This is a genomic window from Modestobacter sp. SYSU DS0875, assembly GCF_054050915.1.
The window spans coordinates 124,017-147,883 of sequence record NZ_JBJHAH010000008.1 but is presented as its reverse complement, the minus strand read 5'-3'; the positions used below and the strand labels follow the sequence as shown (position 1 = coordinate 147,883).

Here is a 23,867-nt window from a genome sequence, read left to right as displayed (position 1 = left end):
CCCCCCCCCCCCCCCCCCCCCGGGCCCCCGCCCCCCCCCCCCCCCCCCCCCCCCCCCCCCCCCCCCCCCCCCCCCCCCCCCCCCCCCCCCCCCCCCCACGATCAGGTCAGCTGATCCCGGGAGCCGGGGGCACGGACATGACGCAGGGGCCGCCTCCCGGGTGGGAGACGGCCCCTGTGGAGACCTACGGGTCACTCGGCCTGCGTGGCCGGGCCCTCGTCGTCGCCGTCCGCACCGGAGAGCGCCACCGGCGGCGTGTCGGGCACGTCGATCGGCCTGGCCTCACCGCGGAAGGTGAAGGTCGACTTGGTCGGTTCGTCGGACTCGTCGACGTCGACCACCACGATCTGACCACTGGTCAGCTCGCCGTAGAGGATCTTCTCCGACAGCGCGTCCTCGATCTCGCGCTGGATGGTCCGCCGCAGCGGGCGGGCACCCAGCACCGGGTCGAAGCCCCGGGCGGCCAGCAGCTTCTTCGCCGCCGGGGTGACCTCGATCGCCATGTCCTTGTTCTTCAGCTGCGTCTCCAGGCGGCCGAGCATGAGGTCCACGATGTGGACGATCTCGTCCTCGGTCAGCTGGTGGAACACGACGATGTCGTCGATGCGGTTGAGGAACTCCGGCCGGAAGTGCTGCTTGAGCTCCTCGTTGACCTTGAGCTTCATCCGCTCGTAGTTGCTCTGGTTGTCGTTCCCGGCCTGGAAGCCGAGGCCGACGGCCTTGGAGATGTCCCGCGTCCCGAGGTTCGTGGTCAGGATCAGGATCGTGTTCTTGAAGTCCACGATCCGGCCCTGGCCGTCGGTCAGTCGGCCGTCCTCCAGCACCTGGAGCAGCGTGTTGAAGACATCGGCGTGCGCCTTCTCGATCTCGTCGAAGAGGACCACCGAGAACGGCTTGCGCCGCACCTTCTCGGTCAGCTGGCCACCCTCGTCGTAACCGACGTAGCCGGGAGGCGCACCGACGAGCCGCGACACGGTGAACTTGTCGTGGAACTCGCCCATGTCGATCTGGATGAGGGCGTCGTCCTCGCCGAAGAGGAACTGCGCGAGCGCCTTGGCCAGCTCGGTCTTACCGACACCCGAGGGGCCCGCGAAGATGAACGAGCCGCCGGGACGACGGGGGTCCTTCAGGCCCGCCCGCGTGCGCCGGATCGCCTGGCTGACGCTCTTGATGGCCTCTTCCTGGCCGATGATCCGCTTGTGGAGCTCGTCCTCCATGCGGAGCAGCCGTGAGGTCTCCTCCTCGGTGAGCTTGAAGACCGGGATGCCGGTCCAGTTGGCCAGCACCTCGGCGATCTGCTCGTCGTCGACCTCGGCGACGACGTCCATGTCGCCGGCCTTCCACGCCTTCTCCCGCTCGGCCTTCTCGCCCAGCAGCTGCTTCTCCTTGTCGCGGAGAGAGGCCGCCTTCTCGAAGTCCTGCGCGTCGATCGCCGACTCCTTCTCGCGGCGGACGCCGGCGATCCGGTCGTCGAACTCGCGGAGGTCCGGCGGAGCGGTCATCCGCTTGATCCGCATCCGGGCACCGGCCTCGTCGATCAGGTCGATCGCCTTGTCCGGCAGGAAGCGGTCGGAGATGTACCGGTCGGCCAGCGTCGCCGCGGCCACGAGGGCGCTGTCGGTGATGCTGATCCGGTGGTGGGCCTCGTAGCGGTCGCGCAGGCCCTTGAGGATCTCCACCGTGTGGGCGAGGGTCGGCTCGCTGACCTGGATGGGCTGGAAGCGGCGCTCGAGCGCGGCGTCCTTCTCCAGGTGCTTGCGGTACTCGTCCAGCGTGGTGGCGCCGATGGTCTGCAGCTCACCGCGGGCCAGCATCGGCTTGAGGATGCTGGCGGCGTCGATCGCGCCCTCGGCAGCGCCCGCCCCGACGAGGGTGTGGATCTCGTCGATGAACAGGATGATGTCGCCGCGGGTGCGGATCTCCTTGAGGACCTTCTTCAGCCGCTCCTCGAAGTCACCGCGGTAGCGGGAACCGGCGACCAGGGCGCCGAGGTCGAGGGTGTAGAGCTGCTTGTCCTTCAGCGTCTCGGGCACCTCGCCCTTGACGATCGCCTGGGCCAGCCCTTCGACGGCGGCGGTCTTGCCGACGCCGGGCTCACCGATCAGGACCGGGTTGTTCTTGGTCCGCCGCGACAGGACCTGCATGACCCGCTCGATCTCCTTGGCCCGCCCGATGACCGGGTCGAGCTTGGAGTCGCGGGCAGCCTGGGTCAGGTTGCGGCCGAACTGGTCGAGGACCAGCGAGGTCGACGGCGTGCCCTCGGCCGGGCCACCGGCAGCGGCCGGCTCCTTGCCCTGGTAGCCGGAGAGCAGCTGGATGACCTGCTGGCGGACGCGGTTGAGGTCGGCGCCGAGCTTCACGAGCACCTGGGCGGCCACGCCCTCGCCCTCGCGGATCAGGCCGAGCAGGATGTGCTCGGTGCCGATGTAGTTGTGGCCGAGCTGCAGCGCCTCGCGCAGGGACAGCTCGAGCACCTTCTTGGCGCGGGGGGTGAAGGGGATGTGCCCGGACGGGGCCTGCTGGCCCTGGCCGATGATCTCCTCCACCTGCTGCCGGACACCCTCCAGCGAGATGCCGAGGGACTCGAGCGCCTTGGCAGCGACGCCCTCACCCTCGTGGATCAGACCCAGGAGGATGTGCTCGGTGCCGATGTAGTTGTGGTTGAGCATCCGGGCCTCTTCCTGGGCCAGGACGACCACCCGACGGGCTCGGTCGGTGAACCGTTCGAACATCTGCTGTATCTCCCTCTGACCGGCTGGACCTGCTGTGCTCGTGTCCCCGGCAGGGGACGGTGGACACCCGACGTACGTCGGCGCGCTGGGGCACCGGTCGTTCCACTGTAGTTCGCACCGCCCGACCTGCGCCGAGACGAGGCCGTCAGACCTGATCGGGGGCTCGTGAGAGTCAACTGTCGTCCCACTGACGGTGTTCCGCCGCCCCCGTGCCGCCGTTACGCCGTCAGCGGACGCCCCGAGCGGACAGGAGCTCCACCGTGATCCTCCCGAGAGTGCCGGACCCCCGACTGGTGACGGTCCGCCGCGGCGGGACGCTCACCGACGCCGACCACCACCTGCTCGCCCTGTGGGCGGCGTCGTGCGCGGAGCACGTGCTCCCGCTGTTCGAGGCGGCCCGGCCGGCGGACCCGCGACCGCGCCGGGCGATCGAGCACGCCCGCGCCTGGGTGCGCGGCGAGGTCCCGATGATGCGGGCGCGCGCGGCGGGCGGCCACGCCATGGGCGCGGCCCGGGACCTGACCGGGGCACCCCGGCACGCCGCGTACGCCGCCGGCCAGGCCGCGGCGGTGGCGCACGTGGCTGCGCACGACCTGGGGGCGGCCGCCTACGCGATCAAGGCCGCCCGAGCGGCTGCGCCGGAGGGCGAGGCGGAGGCTGCCGGGCGACGCGAGTGCCGGTGGCAGCGCGACCAGCTCCCGGCGGCGGTCCGGGAGCTGGTCCTGGACGACCAGCGGCTGCGCAACGACATCTGCTGGTCGGTGTTCGACTGCTGAGCGCCGCGGCGCCGTCCGTGCGCCGTGGCGCGAGGGAGCACCCTCCCGACGCACCTGACAGGTGCTCCCGGGCGCAGCCGCCGGACCTGGAGACGCCGACGGCCCGGCTCCCTCCGTGGGGAGCCGGGCCGTGGCGACGTGCTGGAACGGCCCCCTCGCAGGCGCCGTCAGGTGGCCCCGTCCAGAGGCTCGCCCCGAGTTCGCGAGGGGTGAGGAGGACGGGGTCCTCTTTCAGTGAGCCGCTTCGAAGGCCTCGACGACGCTGGCCGGGATGCGGCCGCGGTCGCTGACCTCGTGGCCGTTCTTGCGGGCCCAGTCGCGGATGGCGCCGGCCTGCTCGCGGTCCATCCGGCCACCGCCACCGGTCGCCCGGGAACGCCCGGCACCGGAGGCCCGGGTGCCGCGACTGCTCACCTTGCGCGCCGCCGAGACGTACTTGCCGAACACGTCGCGCATCTCCGCGGCGTTCTTCTCCGACAGGTCGATCTCGTACGTCGTCCCGTCGAGGGCGAAGGTCACCGTCTCGTCGGCGGGAATGCCGTCGTCGAGGTCGTCACTGAGGATCACCTGGACCTTGCGAGCCATTGTTGTTCCACTCCTGTTGCGTCAGCCCCCGTGGCCAGTGCAATTACCCGACCCGGAGGTCGGCCAGCACCATTGCACCACATTGCCCGCCATTTCCCCAATCCGCCCACGTCTTTCATGCGGAAGTGTGGGGAAAACGCAGGTCAGGAATGCAGTGGCCGCACCAGCGGGAACAGGATCGTCTCCCGGATGCCGAGTCCGGTGAGCGTCATCATCAGCCGGTCGATGCCCATGCCGACGCCCGCCGTGGGCGGCATGCCGTACTCGAGGGCCTCCAGGAAGTCCTCGTCGAGCACCATCGCCTCGGGGTCACCGGCCGCCGCCAGCAGCGCCTGCTGGGTGAACCGCTCGCGCTGCGCGACCGGGTCGACCAGCTCCGAGTAGCCGGTGCCCCGCTCGATGCCGCCGATGTAGAGGTCCCACTTCTCGGCCAGCCCGGGCTCCGTGCGGTGCGCGCGGGTCAGGGGCGAGGTGTCCAGCGGGTAGTCGACGACGAACGTCGGGCTCTGCAGCGTGTGCTGGACCAGCGCCTCGAACAGCTCCTCGACGACCTTGCCGGGCAGCCAGGCCGGGTCGACCCCGACCTCGTGCCGCTCGGCGAGGGCGCGCAGGTGCTCCACCGGCGTCTGCGGGGTGACCTCCTCCCCCACCGCCTCGGAGACCAGTGCGTACAGCGGCCGCTGCGGCCACTCGCCGGACAGGTCCAGTTCCGTGCCGTCGTGGTGCCGCGCGACGTGGTCACCGAACAGCGCCGCGCAGCATTCCTGGATGAGCTCACGGGTGATGCGGGCACCGTCGGAGTAGTCGCCGTAGGCCGCGTAGAACTCCAGCATCGCGAACTCCGGGGAGTGCGAGGAGTCGGCACCCTCGTTCCGGAAGTTCCGGTTGATCTCGAACACCCGGTCCAGGCCACCGACGATGCAGCGCTTGAGGAACAACTCCGGCGCGATGCGCAGGTAGAGGTCCAGGTCGAAAGCGTTCATGTGCGTCCGGAATGGACGCGCCGCCGCGCCGCCGTGCACGGTCTGCAGCATCGGCGTCTCGACCTCGAGGAAACCGCGCCCGGCGAGTCCGGAACGCAATGCGCTCATCACCGCGGCGCGCTCCTGCACGGTGCGCCGCGCCTCGTCCCGGACGATCAGGTCGACGTAGCGACGGCGGACCCGCAGCTCCTCGCTCATCGGCTTGTGCGCCACCGGCAGCGGGCGCAGCGCCTTGGCGGCCAGCTGCCAGGAGTCGGCGAACACCGACAGCTCGCCGCGGCGCGACGTCCCGATCTCACCGGTGACCAGCACGTGGTCACCGAGGTCGACGTCGGCCTTCCAAGCCGCCAGGAGCTCCTCGCCGACCCGGTCGATCGACAGCATGACCTGCAGCTCGGTGTCGCCCTCGCGCAGCGTCGCGAAGCAGAGCTTGCCGGTGTTCCGGGAGAAGATCACCCGCCCGGTCACGCCGACCCGCGCACCGGTCATCGTGTCCGGCGGCAGGTCCGGGTGCTCGGCGCGCACGTCGGCCAGGCTCGCCGTGCGGGCCACCGTGACGGGGTAGGGGTCGATCCCGGCCTCGCGCAGCCGGTCCAGCTTGGCCCGCCGGACCCGCAGCTGCTCGGGGAGTTCGTCGTCGGCGTTGCCGGGGGGTTCCTCGCTCACGGGATCCCAGCCTACGGCGGGCGCCGGTCAGCGCTCGGCGGTACCGCCCTGGTGGCGCTCGAAGGCCAGCCGCAGGCCCTGCACGGTGAGGTCCGGGTCACGCTCGGCGATGGACCGGCAGCTGTCGGCGACCAGCCGGTGCAGCCCTCCGGTGGCGACCACCACCGGCGCGGCGCCGAACTGGGCCACCAGCTCCCCCGCGATCCGGTCGACCAGGCCGTCCACGAGCCCGGCGAAGCCCAGCACCAGGCCGGACTGCAGCGCGGCCACGGTGTTCTTCCCGATCGCCTGGGCGGGCACCGTCAGCTCCACCGAGCGCAGCTGCGCCGCCCGGGTGGCCAGTGCGTCCAGGCTCACCTCGACCCCGGGGGCCAGCGCGCCGCCGAGGAACTGCCCGCCCGGGCCGACGGCGTCGACGTTGGTGGAGGTGCCGAAGTCGACGACGACGACCGGCCGGCCGCTGCCGTCGGGCCGGCGGCCGTACAGCTCGTGGGCGGCCAGGGCGGTGACCACCCGGTCGGCGCCCACCTCCCGCGGGTTGTCCACGTGCAGCGGCACGCCGGTGCGCACGCCCGGCCCGATCAGGGTGACCGGGACGGCGAGGGAGTCCAGCAGCTGGCGCAGCGCCGGCAGCAGCGCGGGCACCGTGGAGCAGGCGGCCACCCCGGTGACCTCGGTGTCGCGCAGCAGCCCCCGCCAGAGGAGCAGCAGCTCGTCGGCGGTGGCCCGCGACCGGGTGGTCACCCGCCAGCCCCCGACCCGCCGGTCGCCGTCGAAGGTGGCCAGCACGGTGTGGCTGTTGCCGACGTCCACGGTGAGCAGCACGGTCAGCCCCCGGCGCGCGGGTCCGGCGCCCGCAGGTCGAGGGCGAGGTCCAGGATCGGCGACGAGTGGGTCAGGGCCCCGACGGAGAGGAAGTCGACGCCGGTCGCGGCGACCTCCGCGGCCACGGCGAGGGTGAGCCCACCGGTGGCCTCCAGCTCGACCTCCCGGTTCCCGACCAGCGCGACGGCCTGCCGCAGCTGGTCGGGGGTCATGTTGTCCAGCAGCAGGAAGTCCGCACCCGCGGCCACCGCCTCGGCGACCTGCTCCAGGGTGTCGCACTCGACCTGCACGGTGATCCGCGGCGCCCGCTCCCGCACCAGGGCGACGGCGGCGGCGACCGAACCGGCGGCGGCGACGTGGTTGTCCTTCACCATCGCGACGTCGTAGAGGCCCATCCGCTTGTTCGACCCGCCGCCGCAGCGCACCGCGTACTTCTCCAGCGGCCGCAGCCCCGGGGTGGTCTTGCGGGTGTCCAGCACGACCGCGCCGGTGCCGGCCACCGCATCGACCCACGCGCGGGTGGCCGTGGCGATGCCGCTGGCCCGGCTGGCGATGTTCAGCGCGCTGCGCTCGGCGGCCAGCAGCGCCCGCACCGGGCCGCGCACGGTGAGCAGCACGTCGCCACGGCGCACCCGGTCGCCGTCCGTGACCGAGGCGGTCAGGGTGGCACCGGGGGCCAGCCGGGCGAACACCCGGGCGGCCAGCGGCACCCCGGCGACGACGCCGTCCGCGCGGGCCACCAGGTCCGCCGTCCCGAACTGGTCGCCGGGCACGGTGGCGGCGCTGGTGACGTCGTAGCCGACCGCGACGTCGGGCTGCCGGGGCAGCGGCGCGCCACCGGTGAGGTCCTCGGTGAGCGTCCGCTCGACCAGCTCGTCGACCCACGCCGCGTCCAGGCCGGTGCCGGCCAGGTCCGTCGCGGCACGCAGCAGGTCGTCGCTCACCACGTCATGCCCCGGTTCGCTCGCTGGTCCGCTCCGCTGCTCGCTCACCACTCCACCTCCACCGGTGTGCCCACCGGGCGGCGGGTCACCGTGACCCCGCCGTCGACGCCCAGGCGCACGTCCAGGTGCACCCGCCAGTCGGCGTGGGCGTCGGGGTGGTCCTCGCGCCAGTGGCAGCCACGGGTCTCCTCGCGGGCGGTGGCCGCGGCGGTGATCGCGGTGGCCACGGTGAACAGGTCGGTGGTCTCCCAGCCGGGCACGCCCGGCTCGACGTCGTCGCCGGCCCGCGCGGCCAGGGCGGCGATCCGCTCTCCGGCGGCGGCCAGGCCGGCGCCGCTGCGCAGCGCGCCCACCTGCGCGGACATGGCCGCGGTCAGCGCGCTCCGCACGTCGGCGTCCAGCAGGCCCGCCGGGCGGAGGTCGGCCCCGGCCGGGGTGCCGGGCACCGGCAGCTCGCGCGCCAGCGCCTCGCCGATCCGGCCGGCGAAGACCAGGCCCTCCAGCAGCGAGTTCGACGCCAGCCGGTTCGCGCCGTGCACGCCGGTGCAGGCGGCCTCCCCGCAGGCGTACAACCCGGGCACCGTCGTCCGCCCGGCCAGGTCGGTGACGAGCCCACCGGAGGCGTAGTGCGCCGCGGGGGTCACCGGCACCAGCTCGGTGACCGGGTCGATGCCGTGCGACCGGCAGCTGGCCACGATCGTCGGGAAGCGGGCGGCCAGGCCGGGGACGCGCCGGGCGTCGAGCCAGACGTGGTCGACGCCGTCGCGCAGCTGCACCCGGGTGATCGCCTTGGCGACGACGTCGCGGGGCGCGAGCTCGGCGAGCTCGTGCACGCCCACCAGGAACCGCTCCCCCGCGCCGTCGCGCAGCACCGCGCCCTCACCGCGCAGCGCCTCGGAGACCAGCGGCTGCTGCCCGCGCGCGCCGGGACCGAGGTACAGGGCGGTGGGGTGGAACTGGACGAACTCGAGGTCGGTGGCGACCGCTCCGGCGCGCAGGCCGAGGGCCACGCCGTCGCCGGTGGAGACCGAGGGGTTGGTGGTCGAGGCGTAGACCTGCCCCATGCCACCGGTGGCGAGCACCACGGCCCGGGCGCGGACCGCGCCGACGCCGTCGGCGCTGCCCTCCCCCAGCACGTGCAGGGTCACCCCGCAGGCACGCCCGGTGGCGTCGGTCATCAGGTCGAGCACCATCGCGTGCTCGACCAGGGTGATGCCGGGGTCGGCGGCGACGGCCTGCACCAGCGACCGCTGCACCTCCGCGCCGGTGGCGTCGCCGCCGGCGTGCACGATCCGGTCGGTCGAGTGCCCGCCCTCGCGGGTGAGGAGCAGCCGGCCGGCGGTGTCGCGGTCGAACGCCGCGCCCCAGCTGATCAGCTGGTGCAGCCGCTCCGGCCCCTCGGTGACCAGCGCCTGGACCGCGGCCGGCTCGCACAGCCCCACGCCGGCGACCTCGGTGTCCCGGGCGTGCGCGGCGGGGGTGTCGGCCGGGTCGAGCACGGCGGCGATCCCGCCCTGCGCCCAGCGGGTCGAGCCGTCGTCGACCTCGACCTTGGTGACGACGGCGACCGACAGCCCGGCGGCGCGGGCGTGCAGCGCGACGCACAGCCCGGCGACCCCGGAGCCGACGACGCAGACGTCGGCGGTCAGCTCCCAGCCGGGGGCCGGCGCCGACAACCGCAACGGCAGCCGCGCAGGCGCTGCCGCAGAAATGACCATCTCTGCGGCAGCGGTCACCGGACGGGGACGCCGCGGTCGCTGCGCTGCTGGTCGGGGGCGCCGGGCACCGGGGCGGACGGGTCGGCGCCGAGCTCGACGACGCGGTTGGCGCCGTCGACGTGCACGACCTTCGGCAGGTACGACTTCGCCTCGGTCTCGTCCATCAGGCCGTAGCTGATCAGGATCACCAGGTCGCCGGGGTGCACCAGGTGCGCGGCGGCGCCGTTGATCCCGATCACGCCGGACCCGCGCTCGCCGGGGATCACGTAGGTCTCCAGCCGGGCGCCGTTGGTGACGTCGACGATCGCCACCTGCTCACCGGGCAGCAGGTCGGCGGCGTCGAGCAGGTCCTCGTCGATGGTCACCGAGCCGACGTAGTGCAGGTCGGCCTGGGTCACCGTGGCCCGGTGGATCTTGCTCTTGAGCATCGTGCGCATCATCGGTCGTCTCCGATCGGGCGGGCCAGGAGGACCGCGGTGTTGTCGATGAGCCGGGTGCTGCCGGCACGGGCGGCGACCAGCAGACGGGCCGGTCCGGCCACCGGTGCCGGGCCCAACTGGGGATCGGTCAGTTCGAGGTAGTCCTGGAGCAGGCCGGGGGCCGCGTCGAGCACCGTGCGGGCGGCGGCGAGCACCGCGTCGGCGCCCAGCGGCCCGGCCGCGGCCCCGGCGCGCAGTGCCCTGGACAACGCGGCGGCGGTGGCCCGCTGTTCCGGGTCGAGGTAGCGGTTGCGGGAGGACAGCGCCATGCCGTCGTGCTCGCGGACGGTCGGCGCGCCCACCACCTCCACGCCCAGCGCCAGCTCGTGGGCCATCGCCCGGATCAGCGTGAGCTGCTGGTAGTCCTTCTCCCCGAACACGGCGACGTCCGGGCGGACCAGGCCGAACAGCTTCGCCACGACGGTGAGCACGCCGGCGAAGTGCCCGGGGCGGACGGCGCCCTCCAGCACCGAACCGAGCGGCCCGGGCTGCACGGTGACGCCCACCGAACCAGGCGGGTAGACCTCCTCGACCGGCGGGTGGAAGACGACGTCGGCGCCCTCCTCGGCGAGCGCGGCCAGATCGGCGTCCCAGGTGCGCGGGTAGCGGTCGAAGTCCTCGCCGGGCCCGAACTGGGTCGGGTTGACGAACACCGAGACGACGACGCTGCCGCCGCGAGCACGCGCGGCGCGCACCAGCGTGCGGTGGCCCTCGTGCAGCGCGCCCATCGTGGGCACCAGGACGACGGGGCCGGGCAGGGCGGCGCGGAGCGTGCGCAGTTCGGCGGTGGTCGCGGCGACAGCCGGGCGCGTGGTCACGGTCATCGGCGGAAGGACCCCCTTCTCCCCTCCGCTCGCACGCTCGCGAGGGAACCCGGAAGGAGGCCGACCAGCGGTCATCGAGCTACGCCGTTCTGCCGCGCGCCGTCGAGCAGCTCCAGCAGGGGCTCGGCCTCGTGCCGCTTCAGCCGCCCGGCGGCCAGCGCCCGCTCGGTGGTGCGCCGGGCGAGCGTCACGTAGGCGTCGACCGAGTCCGGGGCCCGCTCGGTGAGGGTGTCGAGGTGGTCGCGGACGGTGCCGACGTCGCCCCGGCTGACCGGTCCGGTGAGCCCGCGGTCACCGCGGCGCAGGCCGTTGTCCAGGGCGGCGGTGAGCAGCGGGCCCAGCACCCGCGCGGGTGCGTCGACCCCAGCGGTGCGGAGCAGGTCGGCGGCCTCGGCGACCAGGGTGACCAGGTGGTTGGCGCCGGTGACCAGCGCCGCGTGGTACAGCCGCCGGTCGGCCTCGGCGACCCAGAACGGGTCGCCGCCCATCTCCAGCACGAGCATCTCGGCCACGGGCCGGTGCTCGGGCCGGCTGGTCACCCCGAACGGGCTCGCGGTCAGCCGCTGGGCGTCCTCGGGCCCGCCGGAGAAGGTCATCGCCGGGTGCAGGGCCAGCGGCAGGACACCGGCCCGCTCGGCCGGCTCGAGCACGGCCAGGCCGTGGGCGCCGGAGGTGTGGAAGAGCAGCTGGCCGCGGCGCCAGCGGCCGGTCTCGGCCAGGCCGGCGACCAGCCCGGCCAGCGTGTCGTCGGGGACTGCGAGGACCACCAGGTCACTGCCGGCGACGACCTCGTCCGCAGGGCGCAGCGGCACCCCGGGCAGCAGGCGGGCGGCGCGCTCGCGGGTGGCGGCGGACAGCCCGGCGGCGGCTACCACGTCGTGGCCGGCGGCGGCGAGCGCGGCACCGAGCACGGCGCCCACCCGGCCGGCGCCGATGACGCCGACGCGGAGACGGGCGGGGGCCTCGGCGGCCGGGGCGAGCCCGGCGGCGGGCAGGACGTGCGGCAGGTCAGTGGGCGCGGGATCTCCCGCGCGGGAGGGACGGATCGACATCCCGGGTGCACCCTCTCGTTCCAGTCCCTGGCGGGTACCGGACTCAGGTCGCGTCGTCCCACGTCGTCGTGGGCCGGAGTCGTGCTGTGCGGTCGTGCTCTGCGGTCGTGCTGTGCTGTGGTTGTCGTGCGGGGCACCCCGCCCGCTGCAACCGCCCGGAGGCGTGTCACGCAGGTGACGTGTCGGCATCGAGTCTGTTACCGGCCGGCGCCCCGGGCAACGGCCGACCGCTGTGTCCTGGCTCACCCGGGTGGTCCCGCGGGACCACCCGGCGCTGGATACGTTGAGGCGCGCGCCGGCAGCGGAGCCGGTGCCGGAGCGGGAGGAGCACGGTGAGCAGCTTCGAGGGACGCACCGCACTGGTCACCGGGGCGAGCCGGGGCATCGGCCTCGCCATCGCCCGGGCACTGGTCGACCGGGGCGCCCGGGTGGTGGTCACCGCCCGCAGGCCGGAGGCGCTCGCCGAGGCGGTCGAGGCCCTGGGCGGACCGGAGAAGGCGGTGGCCGTCGCGGGGAACGTCGGGGACGCCGAGCACCGCGCCGCCGCCGTCCGCACCGCGATCGACACCTTCGGCAGCCTGGACGTGCTGGTCGGCAACGTGGGCATCAACCCGGTCTACGGCCCGCTGATGGACGCGCCGCTGGACGCCGTCCGCAAGATCCTGGACACCAACGTCGTGGCCAGCCTCGGCCTGGTGCAGGAGGCCTGGCGGGCGTGGCTGGGTGAGCACGGCGGTTCGGTGCTGATCGTCGCCTCGGTGGCCGGGCTGAGGTCCAGCGAGGGGATCGCCGCCTACGGGGTCAGCAAGGCGGCGCTGGTCAACCTGACCACCCAGCTGGCCGTGGAGCTCGGGCCCACCGTGCGGGTCAACGCCGTCGCGCCGGCGGTGGTGAAGACCCGGTTCGCCGAGGCGCTGTTCACCGGGCGCGAGGAGCAGGTCGCCGCGCAGTACCCGGTGGGCCGGCTGGGCACCCCCGAGGACATCGGCGCGGCCGCCGCCTACCTGCTGTCCGACGAGGCCGGCTGGGTGACGGGGCAGACGCTCGTGCTCGACGGCGGCGCGCTCTCCCGCGGCCCGATCGGCTGAGGAGGGACCTCGTTCCCGGAGCGCCCGGCTACTCGCCGCGGAGCACCCGGGCCAGCACGTCGTCCCCGCTGTCGTCCTCGTCGCGGTAGCGGCGCCGACGGCGACCGCTCGGCGCCGGCACACCGCTCTCGGCGAGGATCTGCTCCAGCCGGGCGTGTCCCTGCGGCTCCGGGGCGGGCCGGGGTGCCGGGGCGGGCCGGGGTGCCGGGGCGTCCCCGGACGTCGCCGACTGCTCGGGCACCCCGCGAGCCGGCTCTCCCCCGGCCCACCGGGACCGCGCCGGACCCGTGGGCCAGGAGCTCGCCGGCTCCCCGGCCGGTGCGGCGGCGGACCAGCTGGACCCGGTGAACGTGCCGGTGCCGTAGGGCTCGCTCGTCCAGGCGCCCAGCTCGGCGTCGCCCGGCGCCTCCGCCGGGCCGGTCGGCCGGTCGGGGTGCCCCGGCTCGACGGCCCGTCCGTGCCGGCCGGCGGCCGGGGCGTCGTTGTCGGGTTCGGCGGCTCGGCGGTGCCGCCGGGGGGCGGGCTCGGCGGCCGGCTGGTCGACCAGGGCCTTCGCGCGGAGCCACTCCCGCGGCGAGGGCGGGGGCTCGACGGCACGGGGAGCCGGGGGCGGGGTGGGCACCGGCGTGGGCACCGGCGTGGGCACCGGCGTGGACAGGGCCTCGGGCAGCGGCCGCTGGACCGGCTCCGCATCGACCGCCGTCAGGAAGCCGGTGTCCCACCCGGACGAGGTCGGCCAGCCGGACGACTCGCCGTCCGTGCTGCGCTGTTCGGGCAGCGCGGCCGCCGGCCCGCGCACCGACTGGGCGCGCATGACCATCCGCTCGACCAGCAGCTCGCCGGAGAGCTGCTCGGTGAGCTCCGCGCGCATGCGGCCCAGGTCCGTCCGCAGCTCGCCCAGGGCAGCCAGTTCGCTGTGCAGCTGACCCAGAGCGCTCAGCTCCTGGCGCAGCGAGCCCAGCGCGGCGACCTCCGAGCGCAGCTGGTCCAGCGCGGTCAGGTCATCCCGGAGCCGGCTGACCGATGCGAGCTCCTCCCGCACCTGGGCCAGGCCGGCCAGCTCGCCGCGGAGCTGGGCCAGCTCGGCGCGCATGGTCTGCTCGGCCTCCCGCCGCAGCCGGCCCTCCAGCTCCGCCTCGTACTCGTGCCGCGCCGCGACCTCCCGGGCCAGCTCCAGCTCGTAGGAGTGCCGCAGCTCCGCCTCCCGGTCCGCCGCCGCCCGGTCACCCGGCTCGGGGACGCCGCCGCGGCCGCCGAGCAGCAGGCCGGCGGCGACCACCGCCCAGCAGACCGCGAGCAGCAGCACGCGCAGGTACACCGGGTTGTCGGTGAGCACGACCGCAACGGTGACCAGCACCGCCAGGCCGACGCCGGCGCCTGCCCAGAGGGCGCGCCCCCGGGACCCGGCGCGGTTCTCGACCGGCTCGTCCAGCGCGGGCAGCGGGCGGGCCGGAGCGGCGGTCGACCCCACGCGGGCAGCACCCGGACGGGACGGCGGTGGGACCGGCGGACGGCCCGCGGGGACAGGCCACCCGGGCGCGCTGTCGTCCCGGCGACCTCCCATGCGCCCACCATAAGGCCACCGAACGGCGTCAGGCGGTCACGGCGCGGCGTCGGCGCGGGGTGCGGTGGCAGGCTGGGCGGATGACGCTGAGCCTGCTGGACTGGCGACGCCGGATGGCCGCCCTCTACGCGGCGGCCCGCACCGCCGCGGATCCCGAGGAGGGCTGGCGGGGCTGGCGGGCCGGGCGCGACGCGCTGTTCGCCGAGCACCCCGACTCCCCGCTGCCGGCGGGCGCCCGCCCGGGCTTTCCCGGGCTCCCGTTCGCCGGCTACGACCCGGCGTTGCGCTTCGACGTCCGGCTCGACACCGACGTGGAGCCGGTGCGGCTCGGGGTGCCCACCACCGACGAGGGCGGGGTGGTGCTGCGGCGGGTCGGGCGGGTGACCCTCGGCGACGTCGCCCGGCTGGACGTGTGGTGGCTGGCCGGGTACGGCGGCGGGTTGTTCCTGCCGCTGCGCGACGGCAGCGCCGGCGGTGCGACCTACGGCGGCGGCCGGTACCTGCTGGACACGGTGAAGGGCGCCGACCTCGGCGGGGACGACGGGCGGCTGGTGGTCGACCTCAACTTCGCCTACCACCCGTCGTGCACCTACGACCCGGCGTGGACCTGCCCGCTGGCGCCGGAGGGCAACCGGGTCGACGTCGCCGTCGCCGCCGGGGAGCAGCTGCCCCCCGGCGGCTGGTGAGAAGGATTCCCTGCCACCCGCCACTCGCACGCTCGCGGCGGGACCCTGCAGGCGGCCTACTGCTCGGCGAGGGCGCCGTCGGAGCTGAACACCAGGCCGAGGGAGACCTCACCCTGCTGGATGGCGGCCTTGGTCAGCGCACCGCCGGCGTCCAGCTCGCGGAAGCCGGCGAAGTCCAGCCCGTAGGTCTCCTCCAGGCCGGGCTGGCAGAAGGGCCGCTCCGGGCACTCCGGCGGGCCGCCCAGCACCAGTGAGCCGTCCCCACAGGCCTCGGCCAGCTCCGACAGCGTGCTCACGCCCAGCGCGTCGGCGAACTCCGTGGTGACGGCGAACGCGTTCTGGTCCGCGGCCTGGGCCGGCTCGCCGAACACCAACCCGGTCGGCTGGTCGTACACCTGCCCGATCTGCCCGGCCAGGCCGTCGAGCGCCTCCCGGGTGGCCTCGACGTCACCGGAGGCGACCGGCTCGACGTCCTCGCCGTTGACCGCCCGGTTGATGAACTCGGTCGCCGTGGACAGGTACTCCGGGAACACCTGGATCTCACCGCGGACCAGGGCCGGGAGGTAGAGCTCGCGGTTGCCGACCGTCTGCACCGTGGCGTCGAACCCCGCGGCGTCGAGCACGTCGGCGTAGACGTTGGCCAGCACCGTGGACTCGGTGAAGTTGGCGCCGCCCACCGTGATCGGACCGCTGCCCTGCGCCAGCCCCTGGGTCACGCTGCCGTGCTCCTCGACCCACCCCTGGGCGACGTCCTCGGCGCTCTGCCGCTGCACGTCGACCGCGGCGTTCATCGCGATGAGGTCCTCGGTGGTCAGCTCCGCGGAGACCGCGTCGAGCGCCGGCAGCAGCGCCGGGTCGGCCGCGGCGGCCTCGGCGTCGACAGCCGGCACGATGTTGTCGGCGTTCTGCAGCTCCTGGTCGTCCTCCAGCACGACCAGCTGGTCGCCGGGCACCGGCGCACAGGCGTCGCCGCTGGCCGAGCCACCGGCCTGCGAGCCGCCGCCGGTGCCGGACGAGCCGGACTCCCCGCAGGCGGCCGTGGCGAGCAGCGCCGCGGCTGCCGCGGTGACGGCGAGATGGGTGAACGAACGGGGACGCGTGCGCATCGGCTCCGCCTTCTGTGTCCCGTGGCGCCCCTGCTGGACGGCCACGCGTGTCTGGCGGGAAGAACCCGCAGCGCACAACCCAACTCGCCGGGGACCGACACCGCAACCGCACGGGGAACCCGTTGCCGTTCCGTGACCCGCGGTCAGAGCGGGGAGGTCGCCTGCGCCCGGCGGCGCACCCGGAGCCGGGTCCAGGGCAGCTGCCGCTCCCCGGGGGTCAGCGCCCAGCTCAGCCCCGCGAGCACCACCTCGGTGAGCACCGCGAGGGCGGCCACGAGCAGCGCCCCGGCCAGCACGGTGCCGTAGTCCTGCTGGCCGAACCCCAGGTTGATGATCCGGCCCAGCCCGCCCCCGGCGACCAGCGCGGCCAGCGTCGCCGTGGCGACCACCTGGACCGCGGCGGTGCGCACCCCGGTCATCAGCAGCGGGGTGGCGAGCGGCAGCTCGGCCCGCAGCAGCACCTGCCGCTCGCTCATCCCCATCGCCCGGGACGCCTCCACCACGTCCCGGTCGACGCCGCGGAAGCCGATGTGGGTGTTGGTCAGCACCGGCGGGAACGCGAAGACGGCCAGCGCGATGGTGGTCGCCGTCGGTCCGAAGCCGATCGGGGTGACCGCGAAGAGCGTGAGCAGCGCCAGGGTCGGCACCGCGCGGCTGACGTTGGACAGCGCGACGGTGAACCCGCCGCCCCGGCCGGTGTGCCCCAGCAGCGCGCCCAGCGGCACGGCCAGCAGGACCGCCGCGAGCACCGCGACGCCGGAGATCCGCAGGTGCTCGACCAGCAGGTCCAGGATCCCGCTCGGCCGCGTCCAGTTGTAGGGGTCGTTGAGGTACTGCAGAGCCTCCTGCCAGAGGTTCACGCCGTGGCCTGCCGGGTCCAGGGCGTGAGCAGCCGTTCGGCCACCGCCAGCAGCAGGTCGGCGAAGAGCGCCAGCAGCACGCAGCCCACCGCGCCGGTGACGATCTCCGCCCGGTAGAAGTTCGCGTTGAAGCCGCCGACGATCAGCTGCCCCAGCCCCCCGTGCCCCACGATGACCCCGACGGTGGCCAGCGCGACCGTGGAGACGGTGGCGACCCGCAGCCCGGCGACGAACGAGGGCAGCGCCAGCGGCAGCTCCACCTGCCAGAACAGCCGCGCCGGCCCGTAGCCCATGCCCTGCGCGGCCTCCCGCACGTCCGGCGGCACCGACCGGAGGCCGGCGAGGAAGTTCCGGACCAGGATGACCAGCGAGTACAGCACCAGCCCGACCAGCACGGTGGTCGCCGTCAGCCCGGTGACCGGCGCGATGAAGGCGAACATCGCCAACGAGGGGATCGTGTAGATCAGCGTGGACAGGCCCAGCACCGGGCCGGCCAGCCACCGGCTGCGCCGGGCCAGCAGCGCCAGCGGCAGCGCGATCACCGCCCCCAGCAGCACGGCGGCGACGGTCAGCCTGACGTGCTCGCCCGCCAGGTCCACAATGGTGTCCCAGTTCCGGGTCACGTAGGAGGGGTCGAACCAGGGGTTCGGCGCCGCATCGACCGCACGCACGAGATCGCTCGCCGCGCTCACCACCGGGCGCCTGCCAGGAAGGCCACCTCGTGGACGCTACTGCTCGGTCCGGACCTCCCGCAGCCTCGCGAGCCGAGGAGATCCGGCTCGACGGCGTCGGCAAGCGCTACCCCGACGGCACCGTCGGGGTGCGGGAGCTGGACCTGACCTTCGCCGCGGGCGAGCTCAGCGTGCTGGTCGGCCCCTCCGGCTGCGGGAAGACCACCACGATGAAGATGATCAACCGGATCATCGAGCCGACCAGCGGGCGGATCCTGCTCGGCGACGACGACGTCACCTCCGTCGACCCGGTGCAGCTGCGCCGGCGGATCGGCTACGTCATCCAGAACGTCGGCCTCTTCCCGCACCAGACCGTGCGGCGCAACGTCGCCACCGTCCCGCGGCTGCTCGGCTGGGACAAGCGCCGGACCCGCGACCGGGTGGATGAGCTGCTGGAGCTGGTCGGGCTGGACGCGGCCACCTTCGGGGACCGCTACCCCCACCAGCTCTCCGGCGGGCAGCGCCAGCGGGCCGGGGTGGCCCGGGCGCTGGCCGCCGACCCCGGCGTCCTGCTGATGGACGAGCCCTTCTCCGCCGTCGACCCGATCGTGCGGGAGCGCCTGCAGACGGAGTTCCTCCGGCTGCAGCAGGCGGTACGCAAGACGATCGTCTTCGTCACCCACGACATCGAGGAGGCCGTGCGGCTCGGCGACCGGATCGCGGTGATGAGCGAGGGGGGGACGGTCGAGCAGTTCGCCCCGCCCGCGGAGCTGCTCGGCGCCCCCGCCACGCCGTTCGTCGCCGACTTCGTGGGCGCCGACCGCGGGCTCAAGCGGCTGGCGGTCACCGGGATCGACCTCCGGGACCTGGAGCAGCCCCCCGTGGTGCACGTCGATGACGGGCTGGCCGACGCCCGGGCGGCGCTGGCGCACGCCGGGGCCCGCTGGGCCGTCGTGCTGGACGACGCTCAGCGGCTGCACGGCTGGATCTCCGCCGACCGCGCCGCCGGGGCGGGCACGGTCCGCGGTAAGGCGCGGCGGATGGAGGCCTGGGTGCCGGTCGACGCCACGCTGAAGACCGCGTTCGCCACGATGCTGCAGCTGGAGGCCGGCTGGGTGGCGGTGCTGGACGGCGACCGGTTCTGCGGGGTGCTGACCCCCGAGTCGCTGCACGCGGCGCTGCGCCGCTCGGTGGAGGGCAAGGCGCCCGAGGTGGCCGGGGCCGCCCGGGTCTGAGAAAGGACCCCGTCCTCCTCACCCCTCGCACGCTCGGGACGAGCCTCTGGACGGGGCCACCTGGCCGACCGATCCACTACGCGCGGGCGCCGCCGGGGGTGCCCTCGTCGTCGCGGTCGGGCGGGATCCTGCAGACGTGCTCCAGCCACAGCGCGGCGGCGACCAGCCCGGCCGCGAGGACGACGCCGATCGCGCCGGTGACCGAGTCGCCCGCGGCGGCGCGCAGCTGCCCGAGCGCCGGCAGCGTGTGCAGCAGCAGCCCGCCCCAGACCCCGGCGAAGACCGCACCGACGTAGGCGCTGGCCTGGGCGAGCACCGCGAGCCGGGCGACCAGCAGGGGCTCCACCGGGCGGGCCGACCCGGTCGGCGACGGCCGGCGCTCCCGCTGCGCGCTCAGCCGGGCCCGCAGCGTGCGCGCGCCGAACGCCTCCGCGACCGCGAGCACCCCGAGCGGGAGCGGCAGCCACCAGGACAGGACGGGGAGCGAGCCGTAGGCGGCCCGCACCACCAGCCAGGACGCCACGGCGAGGCCGACGGCGAGGACCAGCAGGTCACGCCGGCGCACCGGGCTCACGCCAGCTGCTCCCAACGGACCACCGCGGCGACGTCGTCGGCCGGCAGCGCGGCGAGCAAGTCGGCCACGGCCCCGTGGCCGGGCAGCTGGGCGCCGGGGTCCAGCGCCAGCCACGGCACCAGCACGAACGCCCGCTCGTGCGCCCGGGGGTGCGGCAGCGTCAGCTCCGGGTCGTCGGAGAGCACCGGGGTGCCGTCGTCGGCGGTCACCGTGACCACGTCGACGTCCAGCGTGCGTGCGCCCCACCGCACCTCGCGGGTGCGGCCGGCCGCCTGCTCCAGCTCGGCGGCCAGCGCGAGCCAGCCGGCGGCGTCCCGGTCGCCCCGCACGACGGCGATCGCGTTCAGGTACGGCGGCTGTTCGACCGGCCCCCACGGCGGCGTCTCGTACAGCACCGAGCGGGCCACCAGCCCCTGCCCGGCGAGCGACTCCAGCGCGCGGCGCAGCGTGCCCGCGCGGTCACCCAGGTTGCCGCCGAGCGAGAGGACGGCGCGGCTCATGTGCGCTCGCGCCGGATCGCGACCGTGACGTCGTCGGCGGGGACGCCGAGGTCGGCCTGCGGCTTGTGCACGGTGATCTCCACGGCCTGCACGATCCCGTACCCGAGGCAGAGGTCGGCCAGCCGCTGGGCGAGGGTCTCCAGCAGGTCGACCGGCTCGCCGACGAGGAGCGCGTGCAACCGCTGGGAGAGCTCGGCGTAGTTGACCGTCCTGGTGAGGTCGTCGGTCGCCGCCGCCGGGGCGGTGTCCAGCTCCAGCACGGCGTCCACCCGGAACGTCTGCCCGCGTTCGCGCTCCTCGGGGTACACCCCGTGGAAGCCGTGCCCGGTCAGCCCGTGCACGGTGATCCGGTCGGGGACGGCTCGGGTCGGGTCAGCCATGGTGCGTCCCTCCGCCACGGGCGGCCTGCACGGCCGCCACCGTCCTGATCGCATCCAGCGACTGCACCGGGTCGTGCACCCGCACTCCCCACGCCCCGGCCTGCGCGGCCAGCACGGAGATCGCCGTCGTCGCCGCCTCCCGGCCCTCGACCGGCCGGACGGCGCCGTCCGGGCCGGCCAGCAGCCGGCCCAGGAACGTCTTGCGCGAGGCGCCCACCAGCAGCGGCAGGCCGAGGGCGACCAGCCGGTCCGTCCCGGCGAGCAGCGCCCAGTTGTGCTCGGCGTTCTTCGCGAACCCCAGTCCCGGGTCCAGCACCAGCTGCGCCGGGTCGACGCCGGCCGCCACGACGTCCTCCACCCGGGCGGTCAGCTCGGCGGCGACCTCGGTGACGACGTCGCCGTAGCGGGCCGCCGCGTGCATCTCCCGGCTGTGCCCCCGCCAGTGCATGAGCACCCACGGGACGCCGGTGTCGGCGACCAGCCGGGCCATGCCGGCATCGGCCAGCCCCCCGCTGACGTCGTTGACCAGCACGGCACCCGCGTCCAGGGCCGCCTCGGCGACCTCCGCGCGCGTGGTGTCCACGCTCACCCGCACGCCGGCGCCGGCCAGCTCGCGGACCACCGGCACGACCCGGCGGCACTCCTCCTCGGCGTCGACGCGGTCGGCGCCGGGCCGGGTCGACTCACCGCCGACGTCGACGTAGTCGGCGCCGACGGCGTGCATCCGCAGGCCGTGCGCGATCGCGGCGTCCCGGTCGGCGAACGTGCCGCCGTCGGAGAAGGAGTCCGGCGTGACGTTGAGGACGCCCATCACCACGCACCGGCCGGGGCGCGGCAGCGCGAGGTTCACCGCTGCAGGATGAGGCTCATCGCCTCGCTGCGCGTGGCCGCGCTGTCCCGGAAGACCCCGCGCACGGCCGAGGTCATCGTCGACGACCCCGGCTTGCGGATGCCGCGCATCGACATGCACAGGTGCTCGGCCTGGATCACCACGATCGCGCCCTGCGGCTTGAGCACGTCGTGGAGCGCGTCGGCGACCTGGCGGGTGAGCCGTTCCTGCACCTGGGGCCGGCGGGCGTAGACGTCGACCAGGCGGGCCAGCTTGGACAGCCCGGTCACCCGGCCGTCGGGGCCCGGGATGTAGCCGACGTGCGCGACCCCGTGGAAGGGCACCAGGTGGTGCTCACAGGTCGAGTACATCGGGATGTCCTTGACCAGCACCATCTCGTCGTGGTCCTCGGCGAACGTCGTCGCCAGGACGTCGTAGGGATCCTGGTCGAGGCCCGCGAACACCTCGGCGTAGGCCCGGGCCACCCGGGCCGGGGTGTCGACCAGGCCGGGCCGGTCCGGGTCCTCGCCGATGGCGAGCAGCAGTTCCCGGACGGCGGCCTCGGCCCGCGCGGAGTCGATCCGGCCCGGGCGCAGGTCGCCGACGACGTCGCCGGTGACCCGGTCCTGCCCGACGCCGTCGACCGCGCGCCCGCCCCCGGTCTGCCGGACGCTCACCGGCCCTGCGCCGGGGCGCCCACGTCCCCGACCGGGTTCGGGGTGCCCTGCGTCGAGCTGCCGTTGACGTGCCCGTTCTGCGCCGCCGCCTGCTCGGCGGGGGTGAGCACCGGACCGCGCTGGGACGGCGTCCGCTTGCCGAAGCCGTTGTACGGCGCCAGCGAGGGCCGCTTGGCGACCCCGGCGCAGATCCGCGCCATGTCCTCGCGGGAGAGGGTCTCCTTCTCCATCAGCTCGAGCACCAGCTGGTCGAGGGTGTCCCGGTACTCGACCAGGATCTCCCACGCCTCGTCGTGCGCGGCCTCGATGAGCGCCCGCACCTCGCCGTCGATGTCGGCGGCGACCGCGTCGGAGTAGTCCGGCCGCGAGCCCATGTCCCGGCCGAGGAACGGCTCGGAGTCGGTGCTGCCGTACTTGACCGCGCCGAGCTTGGCGCTCATGCCGTACTGGGTGACCATCGAACGGGCCATCGCGGTGGCCTTCTCGATGTCGTTGCCGGCACCGGTGGTGGGCTCGTGGAAGACCAGCTCCTCGGCGGCCCGGCCACCCAGCGCGTAGGCCAGGGTGTCGATCATCTCCGAGCGGGTCTGGGTGTACTTGTCCTCGGTCGGCAGCACCAGGGTGTGCCCCAGCGAGCGGCCGCGCGGCAGGATCGTCACCTTGTGCACCGGGTCGGTGTTCGGCAGCGCGTGCGCCACCAGGGCGTGGCCGCCCTCGTGGTACGCGGTGACCTTCTTCTCCTTCTCGCTCATCGCCCGGGTCTTGCGCTCGGGGCCGGCGATGACCCGGTCGATCGCCTCCTCGAGGGCGGCGTCGGTGATCACCGTGCCGTCGTGCCGGGCGGTGAGCAGCGCGGCCTCGTTGAGCACGTTGGCCAGGTCGGCGCCGGTGAAGCCGGGGGTGCGGCGGGCGACGGTCTCCAGGTCGACGTCATCGGCCAGCGGCTTGCCGGTGGCGTGCACCTTGAGCACGGCGACGCGGCCGGCCAGGTCGGGGCGGTCGACGGCGATCTGCCGGTCGAAGCGGCCCGGGCGCAGCAGCGCGGGGTCCAGGACGTCCGGCCGGTTGGTGGCGGCGATCATGATGACCCCGCCCTTGACGTCGAAGCCGTCCATCTCCACCAGCATCTGGTTGAGCGTCTGCTCGCGCTCGTCGTGCCCGCCACCCATGCCGGCGCCGCGCTGCCGCCCGACGGCGTCGATCTCGTCGACGAAGATGATCGCCGGGGCGTTCTCCTTCGCCTGGGTGAACAGGTCGCGGACCCGGCTGGCGCCGACGCCGACGAACATCTCGACGAAGTCCGAGCCGGAGATCGAGTAGAACGGCACGCCGGCCTCACCGGCGACCGCGCGGGCCAGCAGCGTCTTGCCGGTACCGGGCGGCCCGAACAGCAGCACGCCCTTGGGGATCTTGGCGCCGATCGCCTGGAACTTCACCGGGTTCTGCAGGAACTCCTTGATCTCGTGCAGCTCCTCGATCGCCTCGTCGGCGCCGGCGACGTCGGCGAACGTGGTCTTCGGGGAGTCCTTGCTGACCACCTTGGCCTTGGACTTGCCGAAGGCCATCACGCCCCGGCCGCCGCCCTGCATGGAGTTGAACAGCCAGAACAGCAGCAGCAGGAGGATCAGGAAGGGCAGGAAGCTGACCAGCAGGCTGGTGAGCAGGCTGGTCTGGGTGACGGTGGTGTCGAACTCGTCGTCGGCGTCCCGCAGCAGGCCGACGAGGTCCTCCTCGAGCGCCACCGGGTAGGAGGCGCTGACCTGCTGGCTCCCCTCCACCGGGTTCTCGAGGTCGAGGTCGACCGTCTGCTCGGTGGTGTTGATCGTCGCGGAGGTGACGTTCCCGGTCTCGATCTGGGCGAGCGCGGTCGACGTCGAGACCTCGTCGTAGCCGTCGTTGCCCCGGAAGAAGCTGGAGCCGATGAAGGCCAGCGCGACGACGACGAGGACCCAGAACCAGACCGAGCGGAAGATCTTCTTACGTTCCATACACCGATGCCGGGCCACCCGGGACGTGCCCGGCCCGCCCGTCGACCCTCCTGATCGTCGCAAGGACGCCGCACGCGGACGGAGGCGGCAGCCCGCCGCGGGGCGACGTCGTTGGCACGACGGTA

Annotated in this window: 23 protein-coding genes; 4 read left to right on the top strand and 19 right to left on the bottom strand. The window is 74.5% G+C overall.

Annotated features, from left to right (window positions below):
- Positions 1–191 precede the first annotated feature (191 nt).
- Positions 192–2,732 carry an ATP-dependent Clp protease ATP-binding subunit gene (locus ACI79Y_RS07005; protein ID WP_457157780.1) on the bottom strand — a complete coding sequence of 847 codons (2,541 nt, stop codon included), beginning with the start codon at positions 2,730–2,732 and terminating at the stop codon, positions 192–194.
- A 275-nt stretch (positions 2,733–3,007) separates the two neighbouring features.
- On the opposite strand from ACI79Y_RS07005, the gene ACI79Y_RS07000 reads away from it, so the two are divergent.
- The gene (locus ACI79Y_RS07000; RefSeq protein ID WP_457157779.1) at positions 3,008–3,508 is read left to right on the top strand and encodes a putative immunity protein; all 501 of its coding nucleotides are present in this window, start codon (positions 3,008–3,010) and stop codon (positions 3,506–3,508) included.
- Between the two features lie 231 nt (positions 3,509–3,739).
- Here the strand turns inward: ACI79Y_RS07000 and ACI79Y_RS06995 are convergent, their stop codons facing one another.
- From ACI79Y_RS06995 to ACI79Y_RS06960, 8 genes are all read right to left on the bottom strand, one after another.
- Positions 3,740–4,093, bottom strand: coding sequence for a histone-like nucleoid-structuring protein Lsr2 (locus ACI79Y_RS06995; protein WP_457080415.1), 354 nt, complete (start codon positions 4,091–4,093; stop codon positions 3,740–3,742).
- 143 nt (positions 4,094–4,236) lie between these two features.
- Positions 4,237–5,742, bottom strand: a complete 1,506-nt coding sequence (lysS, locus tag ACI79Y_RS06990; RefSeq protein WP_457157778.1) for a lysine--tRNA ligase — start codon at positions 5,740–5,742, stop codon at positions 4,237–4,239.
- Positions 5,743–5,769: 27 nt separating this feature from the next.
- Entirely contained in the window at positions 5,770–6,567 is a 798-nt protein-coding gene (locus tag ACI79Y_RS06985; protein ID WP_457157777.1) for a type III pantothenate kinase, read from the bottom strand.
- A 2-nt stretch (positions 6,568–6,569) separates the two neighbouring features.
- Positions 6,570–7,559, bottom strand: a complete 990-nt coding sequence (gene nadC / locus ACI79Y_RS06980) for a carboxylating nicotinate-nucleotide diphosphorylase (RefSeq protein WP_457157776.1) — start codon at positions 7,557–7,559, stop codon at positions 6,570–6,572.
- Positions 7,556–9,247 (bottom strand): L-aspartate oxidase, encoded by a 1,692-nt coding sequence (locus tag ACI79Y_RS06975; RefSeq protein ID WP_457157775.1) that lies wholly within the window; start codon positions 9,245–9,247, stop codon positions 7,556–7,558. The genes nadC and ACI79Y_RS06975 overlap by 4 nt, the downstream gene beginning before the upstream one ends.
- Complete coding sequence (panD, locus tag ACI79Y_RS06970) at positions 9,244–9,657, bottom strand: aspartate 1-decarboxylase (RefSeq protein WP_457080405.1); 414 nt, start codon at positions 9,655–9,657, stop codon at positions 9,244–9,246. Before panD ends, ACI79Y_RS06975 begins: the two co-directional genes overlap by 4 nt.
- A gap of 8 nt (positions 9,658–9,665) precedes the next feature.
- Positions 9,666–10,532: a pantoate--beta-alanine ligase gene (panC, locus tag ACI79Y_RS06965; RefSeq protein ID WP_457157774.1), complete on the bottom strand. Its 867-nt coding sequence runs from the start codon at positions 10,530–10,532 to the stop codon at positions 9,666–9,668.
- Positions 10,533–10,603: 71 nt separating this feature from the next.
- Positions 10,604–11,584, bottom strand: a complete 981-nt coding sequence (locus ACI79Y_RS06960; RefSeq protein ID WP_457157773.1) for a Rossmann-like and DUF2520 domain-containing protein — start codon at positions 11,582–11,584, stop codon at positions 10,604–10,606.
- 332 nt (positions 11,585–11,916) lie between these two features.
- Between ACI79Y_RS06960 and ACI79Y_RS06955 the strand changes: the two genes are divergently transcribed.
- The gene (locus tag ACI79Y_RS06955) at positions 11,917–12,672 is read left to right on the top strand and encodes an SDR family oxidoreductase (RefSeq protein WP_457157772.1); all 756 of its coding nucleotides are present in this window, start codon (positions 11,917–11,919) and stop codon (positions 12,670–12,672) included.
- A gap of 28 nt (positions 12,673–12,700) precedes the next feature.
- On the opposite strand, the gene ACI79Y_RS06950 is transcribed toward ACI79Y_RS06955, so the two are convergent.
- Positions 12,701–14,143: a DUF6779 domain-containing protein gene (locus ACI79Y_RS06950; protein ID WP_457157771.1), complete on the bottom strand. Its 1,443-nt coding sequence runs from the start codon at positions 14,141–14,143 to the stop codon at positions 12,701–12,703.
- A 173-nt stretch (positions 14,144–14,316) separates the two neighbouring features.
- Here ACI79Y_RS06950 and ACI79Y_RS06945 point away from each other — a divergent pair, with 173 nt between their 5' ends.
- A complete protein-coding gene (locus ACI79Y_RS06945) occupies positions 14,317–14,922 on the top strand; it encodes a DUF1684 domain-containing protein (protein ID WP_457157770.1) in 606 nt (201 codons plus the stop codon).
- Positions 14,923–14,978: 56 nt separating this feature from the next.
- Here ACI79Y_RS06945 and ACI79Y_RS06940 read toward each other — a convergent pair whose 3' ends face one another.
- From ACI79Y_RS06940 to ACI79Y_RS06930, 3 genes are all read right to left on the bottom strand, one after another.
- Positions 14,979–16,028 (bottom strand): glycine betaine ABC transporter substrate-binding protein, encoded by a 1,050-nt coding sequence (locus tag ACI79Y_RS06940; RefSeq protein WP_457157769.1) that lies wholly within the window; start codon positions 16,026–16,028, stop codon positions 14,979–14,981.
- A gap of 143 nt (positions 16,029–16,171) precedes the next feature.
- Positions 16,172–16,888, bottom strand: a complete 717-nt coding sequence (locus ACI79Y_RS06935) for an ABC transporter permease (RefSeq protein WP_457157768.1) — start codon at positions 16,886–16,888, stop codon at positions 16,172–16,174.
- Positions 16,885–17,580, bottom strand: coding sequence for an ABC transporter permease (locus ACI79Y_RS06930; protein ID WP_457157767.1), 696 nt, complete (start codon positions 17,578–17,580; stop codon positions 16,885–16,887). The genes ACI79Y_RS06935 and ACI79Y_RS06930 overlap by 4 nt, the downstream gene beginning before the upstream one ends.
- 29 nt (positions 17,581–17,609) lie before the next feature.
- On the opposite strand from ACI79Y_RS06930, the gene ACI79Y_RS06925 reads away from it, so the two are divergent.
- Positions 17,610–18,794, top strand: coding sequence for an ABC transporter ATP-binding protein (locus tag ACI79Y_RS06925; RefSeq protein WP_457157766.1), 1,185 nt, complete (start codon positions 17,610–17,612; stop codon positions 18,792–18,794).
- A gap of 76 nt (positions 18,795–18,870) precedes the next feature.
- Here ACI79Y_RS06925 and ACI79Y_RS06920 read toward each other — a convergent pair whose 3' ends face one another.
- From ACI79Y_RS06920 to ftsH, 6 genes are read right to left on the bottom strand one after another with little or no spacing between them, the layout of a single operon-like run.
- Positions 18,871–19,368, bottom strand: a complete 498-nt coding sequence (locus ACI79Y_RS06920) for a DUF3180 domain-containing protein (protein ID WP_457157765.1) — start codon at positions 19,366–19,368, stop codon at positions 18,871–18,873.
- A complete protein-coding gene (gene folK / locus ACI79Y_RS06915) occupies positions 19,365–19,868 on the bottom strand; it encodes a 2-amino-4-hydroxy-6-hydroxymethyldihydropteridine diphosphokinase (RefSeq protein ID WP_457157764.1) in 504 nt (167 codons plus the stop codon). The genes ACI79Y_RS06920 and folK overlap by 4 nt, the downstream gene beginning before the upstream one ends.
- A complete protein-coding gene (folB, locus tag ACI79Y_RS06910; RefSeq protein WP_457157763.1) occupies positions 19,865–20,248 on the bottom strand; it encodes a dihydroneopterin aldolase in 384 nt (127 codons plus the stop codon). The genes folK and folB overlap by 4 nt, the downstream gene beginning before the upstream one ends.
- On the bottom strand, positions 20,241–21,098 hold the full coding sequence (folP, locus tag ACI79Y_RS06905; protein ID WP_457157762.1) for a dihydropteroate synthase: 858 nt from the start codon (positions 21,096–21,098) through the stop codon (positions 20,241–20,243). Before folP ends, folB begins: the two co-directional genes overlap by 8 nt.
- Entirely contained in the window at positions 21,095–21,754 is a 660-nt protein-coding gene (gene folE, locus ACI79Y_RS06900; protein ID WP_457157761.1) for a GTP cyclohydrolase I FolE, read from the bottom strand. Before folE ends, folP begins: the two co-directional genes overlap by 4 nt.
- On the bottom strand, positions 21,751–23,742 hold the full coding sequence (ftsH, locus tag ACI79Y_RS06895) for an ATP-dependent zinc metalloprotease FtsH (protein ID WP_457157760.1): 1,992 nt from the start codon (positions 23,740–23,742) through the stop codon (positions 21,751–21,753). Before ftsH ends, folE begins: the two co-directional genes overlap by 4 nt.
- Positions 23,743–23,867 lie beyond the last annotated feature (125 nt).

What these genes read in the sequence shown, in the direction of transcription:
- ACI79Y_RS07005 (WP_457157780.1), bottom strand. Translation starts at nt 2,732, where the DNA reads ATGTTCGAACGGTTCACCGACCGAGCCCGTCGGGTGGTCGTCCTGGCC.
- ACI79Y_RS06995 (WP_457080415.1), bottom strand. Translation starts at nt 4,093, where the DNA reads ATGGCTCGCAAGGTCCAGGTGATCCTCAGTGACGACCTCGACGACGGC.
- panD (WP_457080405.1), bottom strand. Translation starts at nt 9,657, where the DNA reads ATGCTCAAGAGCAAGATCCACCGGGCCACGGTGACCCAGGCCGACCTG.
- panC (WP_457157774.1), bottom strand. Translation starts at nt 10,532, where the DNA reads ATGACCGTGACCACGCGCCCGGCTGTCGCCGCGACCACCGCCGAACTG.
- ACI79Y_RS06960 (WP_457157773.1), bottom strand. Translation starts at nt 11,584, where the DNA reads ATGTCGATCCGTCCCTCCCGCGCGGGAGATCCCGCGCCCACTGACCTG.
- ACI79Y_RS06945 (WP_457157770.1), top strand. Translation starts at nt 14,317, where the DNA reads ATGACGCTGAGCCTGCTGGACTGGCGACGCCGGATGGCCGCCCTCTAC.
- ACI79Y_RS06940 (WP_457157769.1), bottom strand. Translation starts at nt 16,028, where the DNA reads ATGCGCACGCGTCCCCGTTCGTTCACCCATCTCGCCGTCACCGCGGCA.
- folK (WP_457157764.1), bottom strand. Translation starts at nt 19,868, where the DNA reads ATGAGCCGCGCCGTCCTCTCGCTCGGCGGCAACCTGGGTGACCGCGCG.
- folB (WP_457157763.1), bottom strand. Translation starts at nt 20,248, where the DNA reads ATGGCTGACCCGACCCGAGCCGTCCCCGACCGGATCACCGTGCACGGG.
- ftsH (WP_457157760.1), bottom strand. Translation starts at nt 23,742, where the DNA reads ATGGAACGTAAGAAGATCTTCCGCTCGGTCTGGTTCTGGGTCCTCGTC.